The sequence below is a fragment of the Helicobacter pylori SA213A genome (genome assembly GCF_000476275.1).
Lineage (GTDB): Bacteria > Campylobacterota > Campylobacteria > Campylobacterales > Helicobacteraceae > Helicobacter > Helicobacter pylori_CL.
The window spans coordinates 1-16,076 of sequence record NZ_CBOM010000027.1 but is presented as its reverse complement, the minus strand read 5'-3'; the positions used below and the strand labels follow the sequence as shown (position 1 = coordinate 16,076).

13 protein-coding genes, 1 tRNA gene and 1 pseudogene are annotated in these 16,076 nt (G+C 36.7%); 7 read left to right on the top strand and 8 right to left on the bottom strand.

What is annotated here, in order from left to right; all coding sequences use genetic code 11:
- From QT74_RS07400 to recG, 5 genes and pseudogenes are all read right to left on the bottom strand, one after another.
- Positions 1-294: pseudogene (locus QT74_RS07400) on the bottom strand (hypothetical protein); the annotation flags it as partial.
- Positions 295-414: 120 nt separating this feature from the next.
- Positions 415-3,324 carry a type III restriction-modification system endonuclease gene (locus QT74_RS07395; RefSeq protein ID WP_033765799.1) on the bottom strand — a complete coding sequence of 970 codons (2,910 nt, stop codon included), beginning with the start codon at positions 3,322-3,324 and terminating at the stop codon, positions 415-417.
- Between the two features lie 2 nt (positions 3,325-3,326).
- Positions 3,327-3,917 carry a hypothetical protein gene (locus QT74_RS07390; RefSeq protein WP_033765797.1) on the bottom strand — a complete coding sequence of 197 codons (591 nt, stop codon included), beginning with the start codon at positions 3,915-3,917 and terminating at the stop codon, positions 3,327-3,329.
- The gene (locus tag QT74_RS07385; protein WP_033765795.1) at positions 3,914-5,293 is read right to left on the bottom strand and encodes a site-specific DNA-methyltransferase; all 1,380 of its coding nucleotides are present in this window, start codon (positions 5,291-5,293) and stop codon (positions 3,914-3,916) included. The genes QT74_RS07390 and QT74_RS07385 overlap by 4 nt, the downstream gene beginning before the upstream one ends.
- Positions 5,294-5,343: 50 nt before the next feature.
- A complete protein-coding gene (recG, locus tag QT74_RS07380; RefSeq protein ID WP_033765793.1) occupies positions 5,344-7,209 on the bottom strand; it encodes an ATP-dependent DNA helicase RecG in 1,866 nt (621 codons plus the stop codon).
- Positions 7,210-7,290: 81 nt separating this feature from the next.
- Between recG and QT74_RS07375 the strand changes: the two genes are divergently transcribed.
- Together QT74_RS07375 and QT74_RS07370 are read left to right on the top strand one after the other, a co-directional pair.
- Positions 7,291-7,638, top strand: a complete 348-nt coding sequence (locus QT74_RS07375) for a hypothetical protein (RefSeq protein WP_000837033.1) — start codon at positions 7,291-7,293, stop codon at positions 7,636-7,638.
- Positions 7,639-7,641: 3 nt separating this feature from the next.
- Positions 7,642-8,277 carry an outer membrane protein gene (locus QT74_RS07370; RefSeq protein ID WP_000668035.1) on the top strand — a complete coding sequence of 212 codons (636 nt, stop codon included), beginning with the start codon at positions 7,642-7,644 and terminating at the stop codon, positions 8,275-8,277.
- Here the strand turns inward: QT74_RS07370 and QT74_RS07365 are convergent.
- A complete protein-coding gene (locus tag QT74_RS07365; RefSeq protein WP_033765791.1) occupies positions 8,274-9,026 on the bottom strand; it encodes an exodeoxyribonuclease III in 753 nt (250 codons plus the stop codon). The two genes, QT74_RS07370 and QT74_RS07365, sit on opposite strands and share 4 nt — an antisense overlap.
- A 101-nt stretch (positions 9,027-9,127) precedes the next feature.
- Between QT74_RS07365 and QT74_RS07360 the strand changes: the two genes are divergently transcribed.
- A tRNA-Phe gene (locus QT74_RS07360) sits at positions 9,128-9,203 on the top strand.
- A 2-nt stretch (positions 9,204-9,205) separates the two neighbouring features.
- Here QT74_RS07360 and QT74_RS07355 read toward each other — a convergent pair.
- Together QT74_RS07355 and dnaA are read right to left on the bottom strand one after the other, a co-directional pair.
- Complete coding sequence (locus tag QT74_RS07355; protein WP_033765790.1) at positions 9,206-10,645, bottom strand: hypothetical protein; 1,440 nt, start codon at positions 10,643-10,645, stop codon at positions 9,206-9,208.
- A 228-nt stretch (positions 10,646-10,873) separates the two neighbouring features.
- The gene (gene dnaA, locus QT74_RS07345) at positions 10,874-12,247 is read right to left on the bottom strand and encodes a chromosomal replication initiator protein DnaA (protein WP_033765789.1); all 1,374 of its coding nucleotides are present in this window, start codon (positions 12,245-12,247) and stop codon (positions 10,874-10,876) included.
- Between the two features lie 153 nt (positions 12,248-12,400).
- Between dnaA and QT74_RS07340 the strand changes: the two genes are divergently transcribed.
- The 4 genes from QT74_RS07340 to thyX are packed head-to-tail and all read left to right on the top strand — an operon-like array spanning position 12,401 to position 15,668.
- Entirely contained in the window at positions 12,401-12,943 is a 543-nt protein-coding gene (locus QT74_RS07340; RefSeq protein WP_033765803.1) for a nucleoside phosphorylase-I family protein, read from the top strand.
- A gap of 42 nt (positions 12,944-12,985) precedes the next feature.
- Positions 12,986-13,225 (top strand): DUF2443 domain-containing protein, encoded by a 240-nt coding sequence (locus tag QT74_RS07335; protein WP_000461839.1) that lies wholly within the window; start codon positions 12,986-12,988, stop codon positions 13,223-13,225.
- Positions 13,226-15,019 carry a glutamine--fructose-6-phosphate transaminase (isomerizing) gene (gene glmS, locus QT74_RS07330; protein ID WP_033765786.1) on the top strand — a complete coding sequence of 598 codons (1,794 nt, stop codon included), beginning with the start codon at positions 13,226-13,228 and terminating at the stop codon, positions 15,017-15,019. It abuts the gene before it with no gap.
- Positions 15,020-15,041: 22 nt separating this feature from the next.
- A complete protein-coding gene (gene thyX, locus QT74_RS07325; RefSeq protein WP_000451950.1) occupies positions 15,042-15,668 on the top strand; it encodes an FAD-dependent thymidylate synthase in 627 nt (208 codons plus the stop codon).
- Positions 15,669-16,076 lie beyond the last annotated feature (408 nt).

Genomic DNA, 16,076 nt, shown 5'->3' with positions numbered 1-16,076 from the left:
AACGCTGTCTTCAGAGCTAAATTCTTCATCATAAGAATGAAAAACAGCAACATTTTCTTTTAATATTTTCTCACCATTAAATTCAATCTCTATTTTACTTCTACGATTAGGATAAAAATTATCTTTTGGCATTTCGTTATTTATCAAATCGGTCAGGCTTTTTGCAAATGAAGTTTTAAAAACCCCATTTTGAGCATATAAAAGATAGCTATTTGATTTTGGAAAATCTAAAGATGTTTTTTGTATCTTTCCTATCCCATAACAATTCTCTATATTGATAATTTTTAACCCCATTGACTACTCCTTAGTAAATTTAATTAAACTTTATCATATTCATTTCAATAAAACCTTATTTAGAGATTAGGTTAAATTGATCTAAATCAAAATTGTTCCATGTGAAACATTAAAATAACTCTAATCTTTACGATTTAAAATTTCATTAATCAACGCACTTAATTGCTTATTATTCAACTTGGTTTTGTATTCAATATTCACGCCTTGCTTTTTTAAAGCTTCAAAAAATTTCTTAGCGGTTGAAATTTTGCGCTTTTCTTCTTCGCGCAATTCGTTTTCATTTTCAACCCCCTTAGTTTCTACCACTAACAACACTTTTTTATCGTTGTTTTCAACCACATACCCAAAATCAGGGCTATAAGTTTGATTTAACCCTATTGGGATCTTAACCCTAGGGAGCTTGCCAAAAACAATGATTTTAGTGTCGTTAGATTCTTCAATCGTGTCTTTTTCAATCTCGCTCTCCACTTGCATGAAATTTTCATACAGGCATTTTTCTTGAGCGCTTGAATTTTTAATCTCATATTTATCCACCCCCAAACTCCCGTCTAAAAATTCTCTAATTTCTCCTTTTTCATCATAAAACGCATCGTTTTTTCTGTTTTTAATCGTCGTTTCGCGCATTTGATAGGAGATTTTATCTTTAATATTTTGATAAATGATTTCCAAAAACAGCTCTTCTAACCGCCTTAAGCCCTCTTGTTCGTTTTTTTTAATGAGATCAAACTTGTTTTCATCAATTTTTTCCAACACTTTAGCCACGCTTTTAAAACTCAATTTCACCTTATTAGACAAGGCGCTGATAAATTCATGCAAGCTCCACACGCATGCGCTTTCTCGCTCAAAAATCTCTGTTTTGGCGTTATTTCCCATCGTTTCTACTTTTTTATGCGTCGTAACCGAAACGATTTTTGAACTGACATTAAAAGAAGTGTTGATCTTTTTGACAATCTCATCAATCAAACTCTCGCTATCAATGGCATAAGCGATCCGGACTTGATGATTCAAACCCTCCCATAAGGTTTCAAATTTTTTAAAATTTTCTTTATTGATTTTGATTTTTTCACTCTTTCGCTCGTTTTTGTTCCTCACTCTGGAATTACCAATCAAGCGATCTTTTAAAAAATCTTTTAATTTTTCAAAATCAAGGTATTTTTTATCTTTTAATTTTTCAAGTTCTGGCTCTTTTTCTAAAAATTCGTTTTGATTGAGAGTGAGTTTAAAGTTTTCATCATCTGTTTTTTCTCCAAAACCCAAACCCTCTAATGTTTCCAATAAAACCCCGTAATACCCTTTTTTAACAATGCCGCTTTTTTCTAACTCTTCTGCGCTAAATGTTTGTTTAATCAAACTGTGTTCGCTTATCTCTTGCTGGATCGCTCCCACAAAATCCCCCTCAACTTGCGGCACGATCACCACCAATTCATTGACAAAATCAAAATCAGCATGCTCTTTAGTGATGCGTTCGCCCTTATCATTCACAGCGAGCCTTAACCCCCTACCGATTTGTTGCAATTTAGTGATATTAGAATGGCTAGGGGCTAATTTGCAAATCGTCATCACATTAGGGTTATCCCACCCCTCTTGCAACGCCCATTGCGAAAAAATAAACCTGAGATCGGAATCAAAACTCAGCAATTTTTCTTTTTCTTTTAAAATGAGCGCGATCACTTGGGCTTCATCGCTCTCTTTCTTGCTTTTAGCAAAATACCCTCCATGCACTTTGTAAATAGCGTCTTTAGTGCGCTCTAAATACGCTCTATAATTTTCATCTAAAGGCTTTTTTAAGACTTCTTCAAGCTTTTGTTGGTAAAGTTTTTCAAATAAAAGGGCTAATTTAGCCGGCTGTTCATTTTCGCTTAAATAGCTATTCACTCCGCTAATAAACACCATGCACAAGGCTTTAATCCCCTTTTTAAAAAGCCCTTCTTCTCTTTCAAAATGGCTTTTTATCGCTTCTTTCAGCATCACTTCTTGCTCGCCCTCTAAAAGATGAGAAAAAGGCTCTTTTTGATCCAGTAACAAATTAAAGCCATTGAGAAAACGAATCTCAGTTTTAGTGATTTTTTCTACAATGTAATCTTCTAAAGCGCTGATTTGAGTTACCACCCCTAAATTATCATGCTCTTTGACTTTGACGCTTTGAGTTTTATTTTCTAAATTCGTGTAGTTGATCGTCGCTTCATTTTGTTTTTTGTTAGCCTCTTTAAGCTCTAAAAAACACTCATCACTCTCCCCCACAGACGCCACGCTAATGCTTTTCACTAGGGCGCAATCAAACGCTTTTTTGCTGTCTAGCGCATAAATCAGATTATTGTAATCATCTTTAAAAGTCGCCCCAAACCTGAGCGTGACTAAAGCGTTTAATTTTTCCAAATAATTCTTTGTTTTATCGCCTAAAAATCGGTGTGGTTCGTCCATGATGGCGATGGGGCGGATACTGGCTAAAGCTTGCATGTAACTTTTTGCACCATTGAATAGATTCGTGTTTTCTAAACATGATTTATTGATAGTGTTTTTCTCTTTATTAAAAGCAGAAAAAGTCATCACCAACACACAGCATTTGTGATGGCTCGCTAAAATAAAGCTTTCAATATCTTCATAGCTTTCTAAATGCGTGTTAGAATACTCGCTTTTAAAAAACTCTCTTGTGATTCCAATACTCTTTAAAACCCCTAATTTAATGGCGTTGCTTGGCACTAAAACGATAAATTTTGACAAACCATATTCTTTGTGCAAGGCATAAATGCATTCCAAAAAACAAAAGGTTTTCCCGGTGCCTGTTTCCATTAAAATATCGCAGTTTAACGACTTCTCAATCCTCACGCTTCCTTGGGTTATTTTTTGCTCTGATTGCAAGTTTTGGATATTTTCTAATAAAAGATCTTTGACTTTTTCTGTTTCAAAAAAAGGGTTAAAAATCCTTTGAATGTCCTTTTCTGACTTTTCAAAATAGACCCCCTTAAACACCCCTAAAATTTGTTGCAAGCATTTTTCTTGATAATCCAATCGTTTGAATTTGATTTTCACCTCTACCCCCTACTTTTTAAATCGTTAATCTCTAAATGCAATTCATTCAAATTACTGCTCAACTCCAGATACAAATTATCGTTACTGATAGCGGGCATATACATGCTAATTTTTTCTACCCCCTTATCTTTCAAGTTTTCTAAAACTGCATTCATTTCTATATCCCCCACAATGAAAGCCGTATTTTCAGCCAGATACAAGGCATTTTCAATCAAGCAAGTTATAGGGGTAGTAAGCTCCAAACCCTCACACCATAAAAGATTGATTAAAATCGTTTGTGTTTCTCTTTGTTTGGGGTTAGAATAAACGAATAAATCCTCTTGCCCCACTTCGCCCAGATTTTTATGATAAATAACGCTCATTTCATCATCAATAATTTCAAACGCTTGAAAATGCGTATCCAAATGCGGGCAAGTTTCTTTGATTTTAGCCCCCGCTCTTTTAATCCTTTCTTCAGTGATGTCAAAAATGCTTGGAGAGGTGGATTTTAGGGTGTTTAAACAAAAGTCATGCACGCTTTTGTTTTTCTTGGGATCAATTTTTTCGTCTAACTGAACGAGAATGAAGCGCCTTTCTTTAAATGCGGCGTTCAAGCCATTAAATAACCCCCCCCCCCCTCACTTAATTTTTGATAATCGCTCTTATTACTTTCTAGCACCGCATGCGCGGTTGTCCCGCTCCCGGCGAAAAAATCTAAGATGAGATCGCCTTTTTCGGTAGTTTGCTCTATAAGAAAGCTTATCAATTCAACAGGTTTAGAATAATCAAAAATATTCTTAATATCAAAAATTGATTGCAATTTTTTATTTGACATGTCATTAGAGTATTTATTATCTAAAAATTCAATACTTGAAATGTTTTTAGTGCAGTTAAAATATTCTATTTTATAAGGCTTGCTATCAGATATTTTAGCCTTTGTGTAAGTTTTTGTATAAATTCTATTGTTTTTAACTTCTACAAAACCATTAGCCAATCCAAAGTCAAATTTTGCCTTACTCCAACGCCAAACCCAATCAATCGTTCCAAAATTACCTTTTTGCCTTTCAATATAAGTTTCTAATCCGCCAGCGTAAAACTTTTCATTACCGATTACAATTTCATAATCCATTTTTTTATTATATTGAAGTGAATTGTAATCTAAATTTTGATTTAATTTATACCCACCTCTTTCATTGTAAAATTCATCTTTTAAAGGATAGTCATTTTCATCAATATCAATCTGTTTAAAGCTGATACTATTCTTTTGATAGCATAAAACATAATCATGGTTTTTAGCGATTTGATTAGTGGATTTTCCTGCTCTTTTAACTAATCTTGGCATTTCAGCCACAAAATTCCTCTCTCCAAAAATCTCATCGCATAAAAGTTTGAGTTGGGCAGCTTCATTATCGTCAATAGAAATGAAAATCACGCCGTCTTTTTTAAGCAAATCTTTAGCGAGTAACAATCTAGGATACATGAAGCTAAGCCACCCGCTATGGCATTTTGACCCAAAAAGATTGTTGATATAATCCAATTTTTCTTTAGAATAATCCAATTGTTTTAAAAGCGCTTCGTTAGATTGTGAAAAATCATCGCTATAAATAAAATTCTCGTTTTTGGTGTTGTAAGGAGGGTCAATGTAAATCATTTTGATTTTTTCACTATAACTTTGTCTTAAGATTTTGAGAGCGTCCAAATTATCGCCCTTGATGAGAATGTGCTTGCTAGTGGATTTGTTTAAGGGTTTTAAAATCTTATCGTTTTTCTTAAAAGCTTGAGTTAAAGCGATTTTTTTACCCACAAAGTTCAACCCATAACCCTCTTCTTTTATCCCGCTAAAATCCCCTAATAACGCTTTTAATTTTTCTGTATCTAGCGTGAGTTGATTACCATTTTCCATGCTCAAGCAACCGGGAAAATAGCGATTAAAAATTTCTAAATTTTTTTCATTAACGCTTTTTTCTTCACAAACCTCTTTATTTTGCATCTCTATCCTTTATTTTAAATGATTTAAATTACCCAATTACACCTTAATTTTCAATGTTTCAATGTTCCATGTGAAACGCTAGCATTTTTTAAAAAATCCTGTTTCACTTCAGCGATAATGCTTTCATCTTTGGCTAAATCAATGTATTCAAAACTATTCCCGCTCTGCTCCCCACCCTGGAGTAAATCCCCGCTTTTTCTGTATTCTAAATCCAATTCGGCGATTTTAAAGCCGTCTAATTCATCAGCAAACTTTTCTAATCGTTCGTTTTCTTCTTGAATCGTGCATAAAAAACAATAGCCTTTCAAGCCATTACGAGAAACGCGCCCCCTTAACTGGTGCAAGGTCGCTAAGCCTAACCTTTCAGGCGCTAAGATCACCATCACGCTCAATCGTGGTAAAGAAATGCCCACTTCAATGAGCGTGGTCGCTAAAAGAATGCTCCCGCACTCTCTAAATTCTTCAATCACCTCTTCTTTGTTTTTATCTTGCCCTGAAGTGGTATAAACCTTTTTAAAGCGTTTTTGCCAAAAGCTTGCCCCCTCACTCAGCGATAAATAAGGGATTTTTTCGCTCTCATTCACAAGTGGGTAGACGACAATGACTTGATGGTTTTTAGCGATTTCTTCGCTAATTTTTTCCATCACTATTTTAAAATCTCTTTTATGCAAAACCAGAGTTTCAATTTCTTTAGGGTAAGGGATTTCTCTAATCATGGTCGTTTTCACAAACGCGCTTTTGGCTAGAGCTAAAGTGCGAGGAATGGGGGTTGCAGAAAATTGCAAAGAATGGGGTTTGTTGCCCTTGCTGCTCGCCATTTTTTCTAATTGGTAGCGCTGCTTGGTGCCAAATCGGTGCTGTTCATCAGTGATTACTAAAGCAAATTCATCTAAATCGCGCTTATCAAACAACAACGCTTGCGTGCCGATAACCACATGCGTGATTTTTTCAAACAAATGATTTTTTTTATGACTCCCGCCGAGCAACAATTCCACTTCAAAATAAGGGGGTAAAAATTTTAAGGCTTCGTTATAAAGCTGTTTAGCTAGAATAGAGGTTGGTGCCATTAAAAGGGTTTTATTGGGGTAGGCTAACACCATGCTCGCTAAAATCACCATCGTTTTCCCGCACCCCACATCGCCCACAATCAAACGCTTGCACGCTATAGAACTGGTGAGATCGCTTTGGATTTCTTTAATGGCGTTTTGTTGGTCGTTGGTGAGTTGAAAGGGTAAAGAAGCGATGAACGCTTTCAAGCGTTCGCTATTATTGGGGCATGCGATTTTAGCACTGAATTGCAATTTTTTGCGCTCTAAATTTTTCATATAAAAAAGCATTTCAATGTATTTTAATGCATTTAAATGTTGTGAAGGAAAATTTTTATTCGTTTCAAAATCCTTGACAAAATGCGGCGTGGGGAAAAAGATTTCTAACAATAAATGCGCGATATTCTCTTTAACGCCTTCCTTTTTTAAATTTTCTAATGAAATGAGTTTTTGTAAATTTTCTTGTATTTTTTTATGGTTTTTAACTTTTTTAAAAATTAAAGAAATTTTGCCAAATTCGGTAAGGATTTTAGGCGTGTTAATGATATAAGCTTGATTAAAAGAGCTTTGTTCTAATTTACCATAAATGAACAGACTCTCGCCGGTTTTAAACTGATTGTAATGGAACGCGCTGTAATTGAAAAAAACAAGCTCTAAATTTTTGTAAAATCGTTTGGAATAGGCAAAAATCTTTAAAACTTTGGCGTAGTTTCTTTTCTCTAAAATACCAACTTCTAAAACGCCGCTCAAGCCCAGCTCAAAATGTTCTAATAAATTCAAATCTTTATAGCTTTTGGGCGTATAAACAAGCAAAGCTTCTAAAAGCGATTTCACATTCAATGTTTTTAATAAATTATCTGTTTCTTGCAATTTGTTCTTACCCTAGCCAATCCTTAATCATTTTTATGATAAGATAGTCAAATTATACATTGACTTAAGGAAATTTAATTGATGAAATCTAAAATCACTCATTTTATCGCTATCTCTTTTGTTTTAAGCCTGTTTAGCGCATGCAAGGACGAGCCTAAAAAATCGTCTCAATCGCATCAAAACAACACTAAAACCACTAAAAACAATCCAATCAATCAAGCGAATAACGATATAAGAAAAATTGAGCATGAAGAAGAAGATGAAAAAGCCACCAAAGAAGTGAACGATTTGATCAATAACGAAAATAAAATTGATGAAATCAATAATGAAGAAAACGCTGATCCTTCGCAAAAAAGAACGAACAATGTTTTGCAACGAGCCACTAACCACCAAGACAATCTCAACTCCCCACTCAATAGGAAGTATTAAAGTGTGAAATTTTTTTCAAAGGATTTATTTAAAAAAGTAACCCCTTTATTTTTAAGCGTTTGTTTTTTAAGCCCTACCCTTACGCAAGCCAAAAGCCGTTTTTATGTGGCTTCTCAATACCAGGTAGGGAAAATGATCATGAAAAAATACAACGATCTCAAACGCACGATTGAAGGGGCGAGCTTTTCTTTAGGCTGGGAGATTAACCCCACTAATTATTGGTTTTATTCGCGCTATTACTTTTTTATGGATTACGGGAATGTCATACTCAATAAAAGAACGGGCGCTCAAGCGAACATGTTCACTTATGGCTTTGGTGGGGATTTGATCGTGGAATACAATAAAAACCCTTTGTATGTTTTTTCCCTTTTTTATGGCATGCAAGTTGCTGAAAACACATGGACGATTTCCAAACACAGCGCGAATTTCATCATTGACGACTGGCGCAGCATTCAAGGGTTTTCGCTCAAAACTTCCAATTTTAGGATGCTAGGTTTAGTGGGGTTTAAATTCCAAACCGTGCTATTCCACCATGACGCAAGTATTGAAGTGGGGATCAAATGGCCTTTTGCTTTTGAATACGACTCAGCCTTTGTGAGGCTTTTTTCTGTCTTTATTTCGCACACTTTCTACCTTTAAACTAATTCCAACCCCACCGGGCAATGATCGCTCCCTAAAATATCTTTATAGATTAAAGCGTCTTTTAAGCGCGTTTTTAAAGGATTAGAGCATAAAAAATAATCAATGCGCCAACCAATGTTTTTATCCCTTGCTTGTTGCATATAACTCCACCAGGTGTAAGCTTTTTCTTTGTTAGGGTAAAAATAACGGAAAGTGTCAATAAAGCCAGCGTTCAAAAGCTCGCTGAATTTTTCTCTCTCTTCATCGCTAAAGCCGGCGTTTTTTCGGTTGGTTTTGGGGTTTTCTAAATCAATTTCATTGTGGGCCACATTCAAATCCCCGCACACAATGACCGGTTTTTTCAACTCTAAAGCTTTTAAAAATTTCTTAAATTCCACTTCCCAACTCATGCGATAACTAAGCCTAGATAGGGCTTGTTGGGAATTAGGGGTATAAACATTCACCAAGTAAAACGACTCAAATTCGCAAGTTATCACGCGTCCTTCTTTGTCATGCTCTTCAATATTAATCCCATAGCTCACGCTTAAAGGTTCTTTTTTAGTGAAAGTTACCACCCCAGAATAGCCCTTTTTAATCGCGCAATTCCAAAAATCAAAATACCCCTTAAATTCAAAGGTGTTTTGTTCTTGCTGCATTTTAGATTCTTGAATACAAAAAACATCCGCATCAACGCTATTGAAAAAATCCATAAAGCCCTTAGTCATGCAAGCCCTTAACCCGTTCACATTCCATGAAATCAATTTCATTTTAATCCTTGTTTGATTTTGAGTGAATTATATCTTTTTAGTCATTTTTTTAAAAATTAAGCTTTATTTTACCTTTTTTATGTAATAATTGTTTTTTGCTTGGCTTGATAGCTCAGTCGGTAGAGCAGAAGACTGAAAATCTTCGTGTCGGTGGTTCGATTCCGCCTCAAGCCACCATTTCAAACTTCGTTGAATAAATAATTCCCCTTTTTGACACAAACCACACGAGAGTTTTCAATACTCAAAGGCGTGCTTTTGGCTCGTGGTTGCTCTTCTATTTCTAAGGCCATGCACACCCCTTCTTTAAAGCGCACATGGTTTTTAACCCATTCTTTATATTCGCTGCTTTCTTTGATTATATCGTTTAAATAATGCCCCTCATACACTTCCACAAATTCCATGAATTTTTCATTCAAATTCAATTCATTATGCGTTATTTCGCTTTTTCGTGTGGAAGAATAAGCCAATTCGCTGGTTTCATAAAAAGTTGGCTCTACTTGATCGTCTTGTTTGGGGCGCTCATATACGGCTTTCACTAATTGCGTGGTGATTTCATACTCACTCTCCCACGCTTGTTTTAAAGGCTCTTCTATCAGATAGCATTGCCTAGTCGTGCCGTCTTTTCGCGCTCTAGCCCTTTTGCATTTTTCCGTAGAGCTTCTGGCTTGAAGAATGGCGAAATTGTTTTTAGCTTCAAAAGTTTGCGGCTCTTCTAAAGGCTCTGTTTTATGAACGGAGATTTTAGTATAGGGGGTAATGATTTTACCGCTTTTATTTTCAGCGGTGCTGTAATCGCAAGGGGTAATGTCTGTCGCAGTCTGTCTGTCTTCATCAACGCGTTTTAAAATGCTTGGGCGATAGGCTTGCAAGTTTTCATCGTCATAAACCCACTTCCCGCATGCAAATTCTTTAACATTAGCATCTCTAACGGCTTGTTTTTCCACATTGTCCCTATTTTCGTTGCTTTCATTGTTTTCATCAATATCAGCGTTAGAGGTGTTGTTAGGGAGCGTTTTTTCGGTGGGTGGCGTTATAAAGAGGTTGTTTTCTTGATCTTCTGAAGAATGCTTTAAAGGGGGTTTAGTGTCGTTTGTTGGCGTTTGAGTTTCGTTAGTGGGGCTTATTTTGCTAGGAGTTATTAAAGGCTGTAAAAGGCTGTTTTTAGAGTTTTTAGAGCCTAGTTTGGACTCTGGGTAAGAAAAGTTTTGAGGGGATTGTTGCGATGAATGGGGCTTGTTTTGTGGTTTTTGCATGGGCGCGTTTAAAGAAGGCATTTGGTGCGCGTGCGACTCTTTCAATTCTTTTGAAGAAAAAACAATCTGGGTGTTTCTAGGGATAGTAGGGCGGTTAGGGTTTAAGGTCGTTTCTAAAGAAAGTTTTTCATCAAGGGGTTGATAGACGATTGCGGTGGATATGTGGGTGATAGTGAGCGTGAGTTTTTTGTGTGGGGAAATATTATAAACGCCTAAAACTTGTCTTGGTTCTTTAGAATCAAGGACTTTAGCCTTAAAAGTGCCTTTATGCGGTGAAGTTTTGATTTCTTCTAAAAGCTCGATCACAAGGGCTTGAAGAGGGTTAGAGAAAGTCAGAAAGAAAGATAGACAAAGGGTTTTTTTCATGCTTGTTCCTTTTTATTTTGGATTTTTGGATTATATCTTAAAAAAAGGTTTAGTAAAAGTTATCAATAAGTTATAGATAGGTAACACTTTAATTAATAATAATTAGTAACAGTAGTAAGGGCGTGAATGGATGGAATGAAAAATTAAAAAGCTTTAGAGGTGTGCGTTTTTAGGGGGGTTGTGGGATGTGAAAAAAAGTGAATGGAACGCTTTTTCATAAGCCTTTTTTCATTCACTTGAATTGAAAGCGGTTTTTTTGTCGTTCAATTCGTTCAAGCGGTTTTTGATTTCTTCTCTAAGGCTTGAGATAAAAGGGCTTTTTTCTTCTTCAAGCATTTTTTTAACGCTAGAATACATTTTAGAAATGCTTGAATGATCCTTTAAATCCAAAAATTGAGCGAGCGAGAGCGTTGGGTTAGGGGTATAAAGCCTGGCGAAATACACGACTAATTTCCTTGCTAGAGCGACATTTTTTTGGCGCGAAGAGACTTTGATTTCGCTGGATTTGAGATTCAAGCTTTGCGCGACAGCGAGTAAGATATTTTCCAAGCTTGAGCCTTCAGCATGATCTTTTTGCAAATCTTCTAAAACGGTTTTAGCGAGATTCAAATCAATGGGAGCGTTCATTAAGTTCGCGTTCACGCTGATTTTAATGATCGCGCCTTCCATTTGGCGGATATTGTCGCTGATGTGTTGGGCGATGTATTCCATCACTTCTTCAGGCAAAATGATTTGATTGAGCTGGCATTTTTGTTTGACAATGGAAAGTTTGGTCTCTAAATCAGGGGGCATGACTTTAGCGGTTATCCCCCATTCAAAGCGCGATTTTAAGCGATCTTCTAAGCCAGCGATGTTTTTAGGCGATCGGTCTGAAATCAATACGATTTGTTTGCTGTTGGCGTGCAATTCGTTGAAAGTGTGGAAAAATTCTTCTTCTAGTTTGGGTTTTCCTTGCAAAAATTGAGCGTCATCTAACAAGAAAAAGTCGCAATGGCGGTATTTTGCTTTAAAAGAATCCATGGTTTTGTTGTCTAAATGCTTTAAAAAGTCTGTCAAAAAATCTTCTGAAGTGACTAACACGACTTTTTTATGCTTTTTTAGGGCATGGTTACCGATAGCGTTTAAAATGTGCGTTTTGCCTAACCCTGTGCCGCCATAAAAAAGCACCGGGTTATAAGGGGGGGTATCGCTTTGGGCGACTTTTTTAGCGATTTCATAAACGGTGTTGTTGCATGAGCCTACGACAAAATTTTCAAAAGTGTAAGAGTCTTTGACGCTCGTTTTTATGGCTTTGTAATTGATATTAGCTTGGGCGCTAATTTGGATTTTAGGCGCTACTTCAATACGCACGTCCACGCTATGGGCTAAATGCATGCCGACTTTATTTTGGCTTAAAATTTCTTTAAGCAACGCGCCGTATTTAGCTGTAATCGTGGTGCATAAGACTTGGTTGGGGGCATAAAAAAAGGCAATATCGCTCTTGCTCGCGTTAGGGTTGTATTTGAGTTGGCTAAAGTAATTTTCATATTCTATGAGACTAACTTTAGGATTTTGTTTGACTAGCGCCAAGATTTCTTTTTCAATATTGTTGTTGGTATCCATGGCGTTATTATAGCGTGAATAAGTGGTGAATGAAAAAGGAATAACATGTGAATGAAATGTGAATGAAGCCTTAAAATTAAGGTGTTTCTTTTAAGGGTTTGTCTATAATGCTTGCTTTATAATAAGCTAATGGATGCAAAAAAAAGGATTTTCATGCTGCTTTGCGCGGGAAGGAATGAAACTTTAAAAAAAGCGACGCCTATTGGTGTGGGCTTGATAGAGAGCGCGATTAATTTAACGAGAATGTGTTTAAAAAACCCTGATACAGAAAGCCTTATTTTTATAGGGAGCGCTGGGAGTTATAGCCCAGAAATTGAGCTTTTAAGCGTGTTTGAAAGCGTTTGCGGCTATCAGATTGAAGAGAGTTTTAGCCATTTAAACAGCTACACGCCTTTGGATAATTTCATTCAAATAGAAACCAAAGAGGAAGCTCTTTTTGAAAGGGTGGGCGTGAATAGCAGTAACTATATCCACACCGGCGAAATGTTTGCTAAAAAAATGGTTCAAAAGGGCGTTTTGTTAGAAAACATGGAGTTTTTTAGCGTTTTAAGCGTGGCTAAGGCGTTTTCTTTGAAGGCTAAAGGGATTTTTTGTGTGAGTAACCATGTGGGGCTTAACGCGCATCAGCAATTTAAAGAAAACCACGCCAAAGTCAAACAGATTTTAGAAAACATCATTGATAGTTTAATAATTTAATAGTTTAGCTATCATGGAGCATTCTAAATTAAAGGCGATCACATGTTTGAAAAAATACGCAAGATTTTAGCGGATATTGAAGATTCGCAAAATGAAATTGAAATGCTTTTAAAATTAGCGAATTTGAGTTTGGGGGATTTTATTGAGATTAAAAGAGGGAGCATGGACATGCCAAAGAGCGTGAATGAAGCGTTTTTTACGCAATTAAGCGAAGAAGTGGAACGCCTAAAGGAGCTTATTAACGCTTTAAATAAGATCAAAAAAGGGTTATTGGTGTTTTAAATGTGCGGGATTGTAGGTTATATAGGGGATAGCGAGAAAAAATCCGTTCTTTTAGAGGGTTTAAAGGAATTGGAATACAGAGGCTATGACAGCGCAGGTTTAGCCGTATTGAGCGGCAATCGTTTGGAAGTGTTTAAAACTCAAGGGAAATTAGAAAACCTTAAACTAGAGCTTAAAAATAAAGAGTTTTTGGATTTTGGCGTGAGTATCGCTCACACCAGATGGGCGACGCATGGGAAACCAAACAGCGTGAACGCCCACCCGCATTTTACAGAAAATTTAGCCTTAGTGCATAACGGGATCATTGAAAATTATGCGAGTTTGAAAAAAGAATTAGAAAATAAAGGGCATGCGTTTTTGAGCCAAACGGACACGGAAGTGATCGCGCATCTTTTAGAAGAAACGCTTAAAAGCGAGAGCGATTTATTGAAAGCCTTTGAAAAAAGCATTAGCCTTTTAAAAGGGAGTTATGCGATTTTAATGCTCCATAAAAGGGCCAAAGAGAGCTTGTTTTACGCTAAATCTTCTTCGCCTTTGATCGTGGGTAAGGGCAAAGAGGGGTTGTTTTTTGCATCCAGTTTGAGCGTGTTAGCCCCTAAAGTGGAGCAATTTGTCATTTTAGAAGAAAACAGCGTGGGGCAAATTTCTTTAGAGAATTTTAAAGATTTGAAAAATATTGAAAACATGAAAGATTACGCCTTTGACAATAAGGATTATTCTAAAGGGAATTTCAGGAATTATTTAGAAAAAGAGATTTATGAGCAGCATAGCAGTTTGTTAGAGTGTTTAGAGGGGCGTTTGGAAGCCTTGAATGTGTATTGCGAGATCGATCCTCAATTTTTAGAAAATGTGAGCGAAATCACGCTGTGTTCTTGCGGGAGCAGTTACCATGCGAGTTTGGCGAGCGTGTATTTGTTTGAAAGATTGGCCAAAATAAGAACGAGGGCCATTTTAGCGAGCGAATACCGCTACGCCAATTTCAAAAGCAACCCTAACGAGCTTTTTATAGCGATTTCTCAAAGCGGGGAAACCGCTGACACTTTAGAGGCTTTAAAATTAGCCAAAGCGCAAGGGCTTAAAACCATTAGTTTGTGCAACGCCCCTTTTAGCATGATGAGCCGCATTAGCGATCACACGCTTTTGATTAGAGCGGGGGTAGAAAGGAGTGTGGCATCCACTAAGGCGTTTTCTTCGCAAGTGATGCTTTTATGGCTTTTGAGCGTGTATGTGGGCAAACAATTAGGGACGATCTCTAAAGAAGAAGAAAAGATCCAAGCTAAAAACATGCTAGATAGCGTGAATGCAATGAAAATAGAGCCTAAATTGCATGAAAAAATCAAGCGCCTATCCAAACGCTACTTGCATGGGCATGGCTTTTTTTATATCGGGCGCGATGTGTTTTACCCTCTCGCTTTAGAGGGGGCGTTGAAACTCAAAGAGATCAGCTACTTGCACGCTGAGGGGTATGCGAGCGCAGAGATGAAGCATGGGCCTATCGCGCTAGTGGATTCTAACCTTTTTACTATTGCGTTATTGTCTAAACATTTGTTGTTTGACAAAACCAAAAGCAATATTGAAGAATTGAGCGCAAGAGATTCCACGATTTGCGTGTTAAGCTCTGAAATTTTAGAAATCGCTGATGATTTTATCCAATTAGAAGAGAGTGAAAGCTACATGGAAGAATTTTTCCGCATGAATTTAGCGATGCAACTTTTAGCTTTAGAAATCGCTATGCGCTTGAATCACGATGTGGATCACCCAAGAAACTTAGCTAAAAGCGTGACCGTGGAATAAAAAGCGATATAGGAGTCAAATAATGGAAGTGATTTGTAAGCATTACACCCCTTTAGACATTGCAAGCCAGGCGATCCGCACTTGCTGGCAAAGTTTTGAATACAGCGATGGTGGAGGTTGTAAGGATAAGGAATTAATCCATAGGGTAGGGAATATCTTTAGGCATTCTTCCACTTTGGAGCATCTTTATTACAATTTTGAAATTAAGGGTCTGAGTAGGGGGGCGTTGCAAGAATTGAGCCGACACCGAATAGCGAGCTTGAGCGTGAAATCAAGCCGTTACACTTTAAGGGAATTAAAAGAAGTGGAGAGCTTTTTACCCCTTAATGAAACGAATTTGGAGAGGGCGAAAGAGTTCTTGGTTTTTGTGGATAATGAGCGAGTGAATGCAATGAGCGTTTTGGCTTTAGAAAATCTAAGGGTTTTATTGAGCGAGCATAACATTAAAAACGATTTAGCCAAATACGCCATGCCTGAAAGCTATAAAACGCATTTAGCTTATAGCATTAACGCTAGGAGTTTGCAAAATTTATTGACTTTAAGGAGCAGCAATAAAGCCTTAAAAGAGATGCAAGATTTAGCCAAAGCCTTGTTTGACGCTTTACCTAGTGAGCATCAATATTTGTTTGAGGATTGTTTGAAGCATTAAGCATAAAAAATTATCGCTTGATTTTATGTTAGTTTTTTATTGCTGATTTTTAAACGCCTTGTTTTAGCGTTTGATTGGATAAAAATTTTAAGTGGGTTTGTTGTAAAATTTTATCACGCCCCATAGTTGCAATATGGGGCAAATCCAAGTAAGGAGCATGTTATGTCAAAGCCACATAACAAACGCTCTTGGAGATCATTATACTTTGAGTTTGCTTTTTTGGGGCTTAAAGTAGTCGTTTCTGTGAAACGCTGAGTTTTCTAAGAGCGTTCCCTTAAGCTTTCAAGCTTAGGGGTTTCCTTTATGAGTGGGTTTGTCCTTAACTTTGGGGCGTTAATTATACCTTTTTCATTCAAATTCTTAACTTTGTTTTTATATTTAATGATAAAAATTTTAAGCGGGTTTGTT

Excerpts from the sequence above, each read along its gene's own strand:
- QT74_RS07385 (WP_033765795.1), bottom strand. The coding sequence starts at position 5,293 with ATGCAAAATAAAGAGGTTTGTGAAGAAAAAAGCGTTAATGAAAAAAAT.
- QT74_RS07375 (WP_000837033.1), top strand. The coding sequence starts at position 7,291 with ATGAAATCTAAAATCACTCATTTTATCGCTATCTCTTTTGTTTTAAGC.
- QT74_RS07365 (WP_033765791.1), bottom strand. The coding sequence starts at position 9,026 with ATGAAATTGATTTCATGGAATGTGAACGGGTTAAGGGCTTGCATGACT.
- QT74_RS07355 (WP_033765790.1), bottom strand. The coding sequence starts at position 10,645 with ATGAAAAAAACCCTTTGTCTATCTTTCTTTCTGACTTTCTCTAACCCT.
- dnaA (WP_033765789.1), bottom strand. The coding sequence starts at position 12,247 with ATGGATACCAACAACAATATTGAAAAAGAAATCTTGGCGCTAGTCAAA.
- QT74_RS07340 (WP_033765803.1), top strand. The coding sequence starts at position 12,401 with ATGCTGCTTTGCGCGGGAAGGAATGAAACTTTAAAAAAAGCGACGCCT.
- QT74_RS07335 (WP_000461839.1), top strand. The coding sequence starts at position 12,986 with ATGTTTGAAAAAATACGCAAGATTTTAGCGGATATTGAAGATTCGCAA.
- glmS (WP_033765786.1), top strand. The coding sequence starts at position 13,226 with ATGTGCGGGATTGTAGGTTATATAGGGGATAGCGAGAAAAAATCCGTT.
- thyX (WP_000451950.1), top strand. The coding sequence starts at position 15,042 with ATGGAAGTGATTTGTAAGCATTACACCCCTTTAGACATTGCAAGCCAG.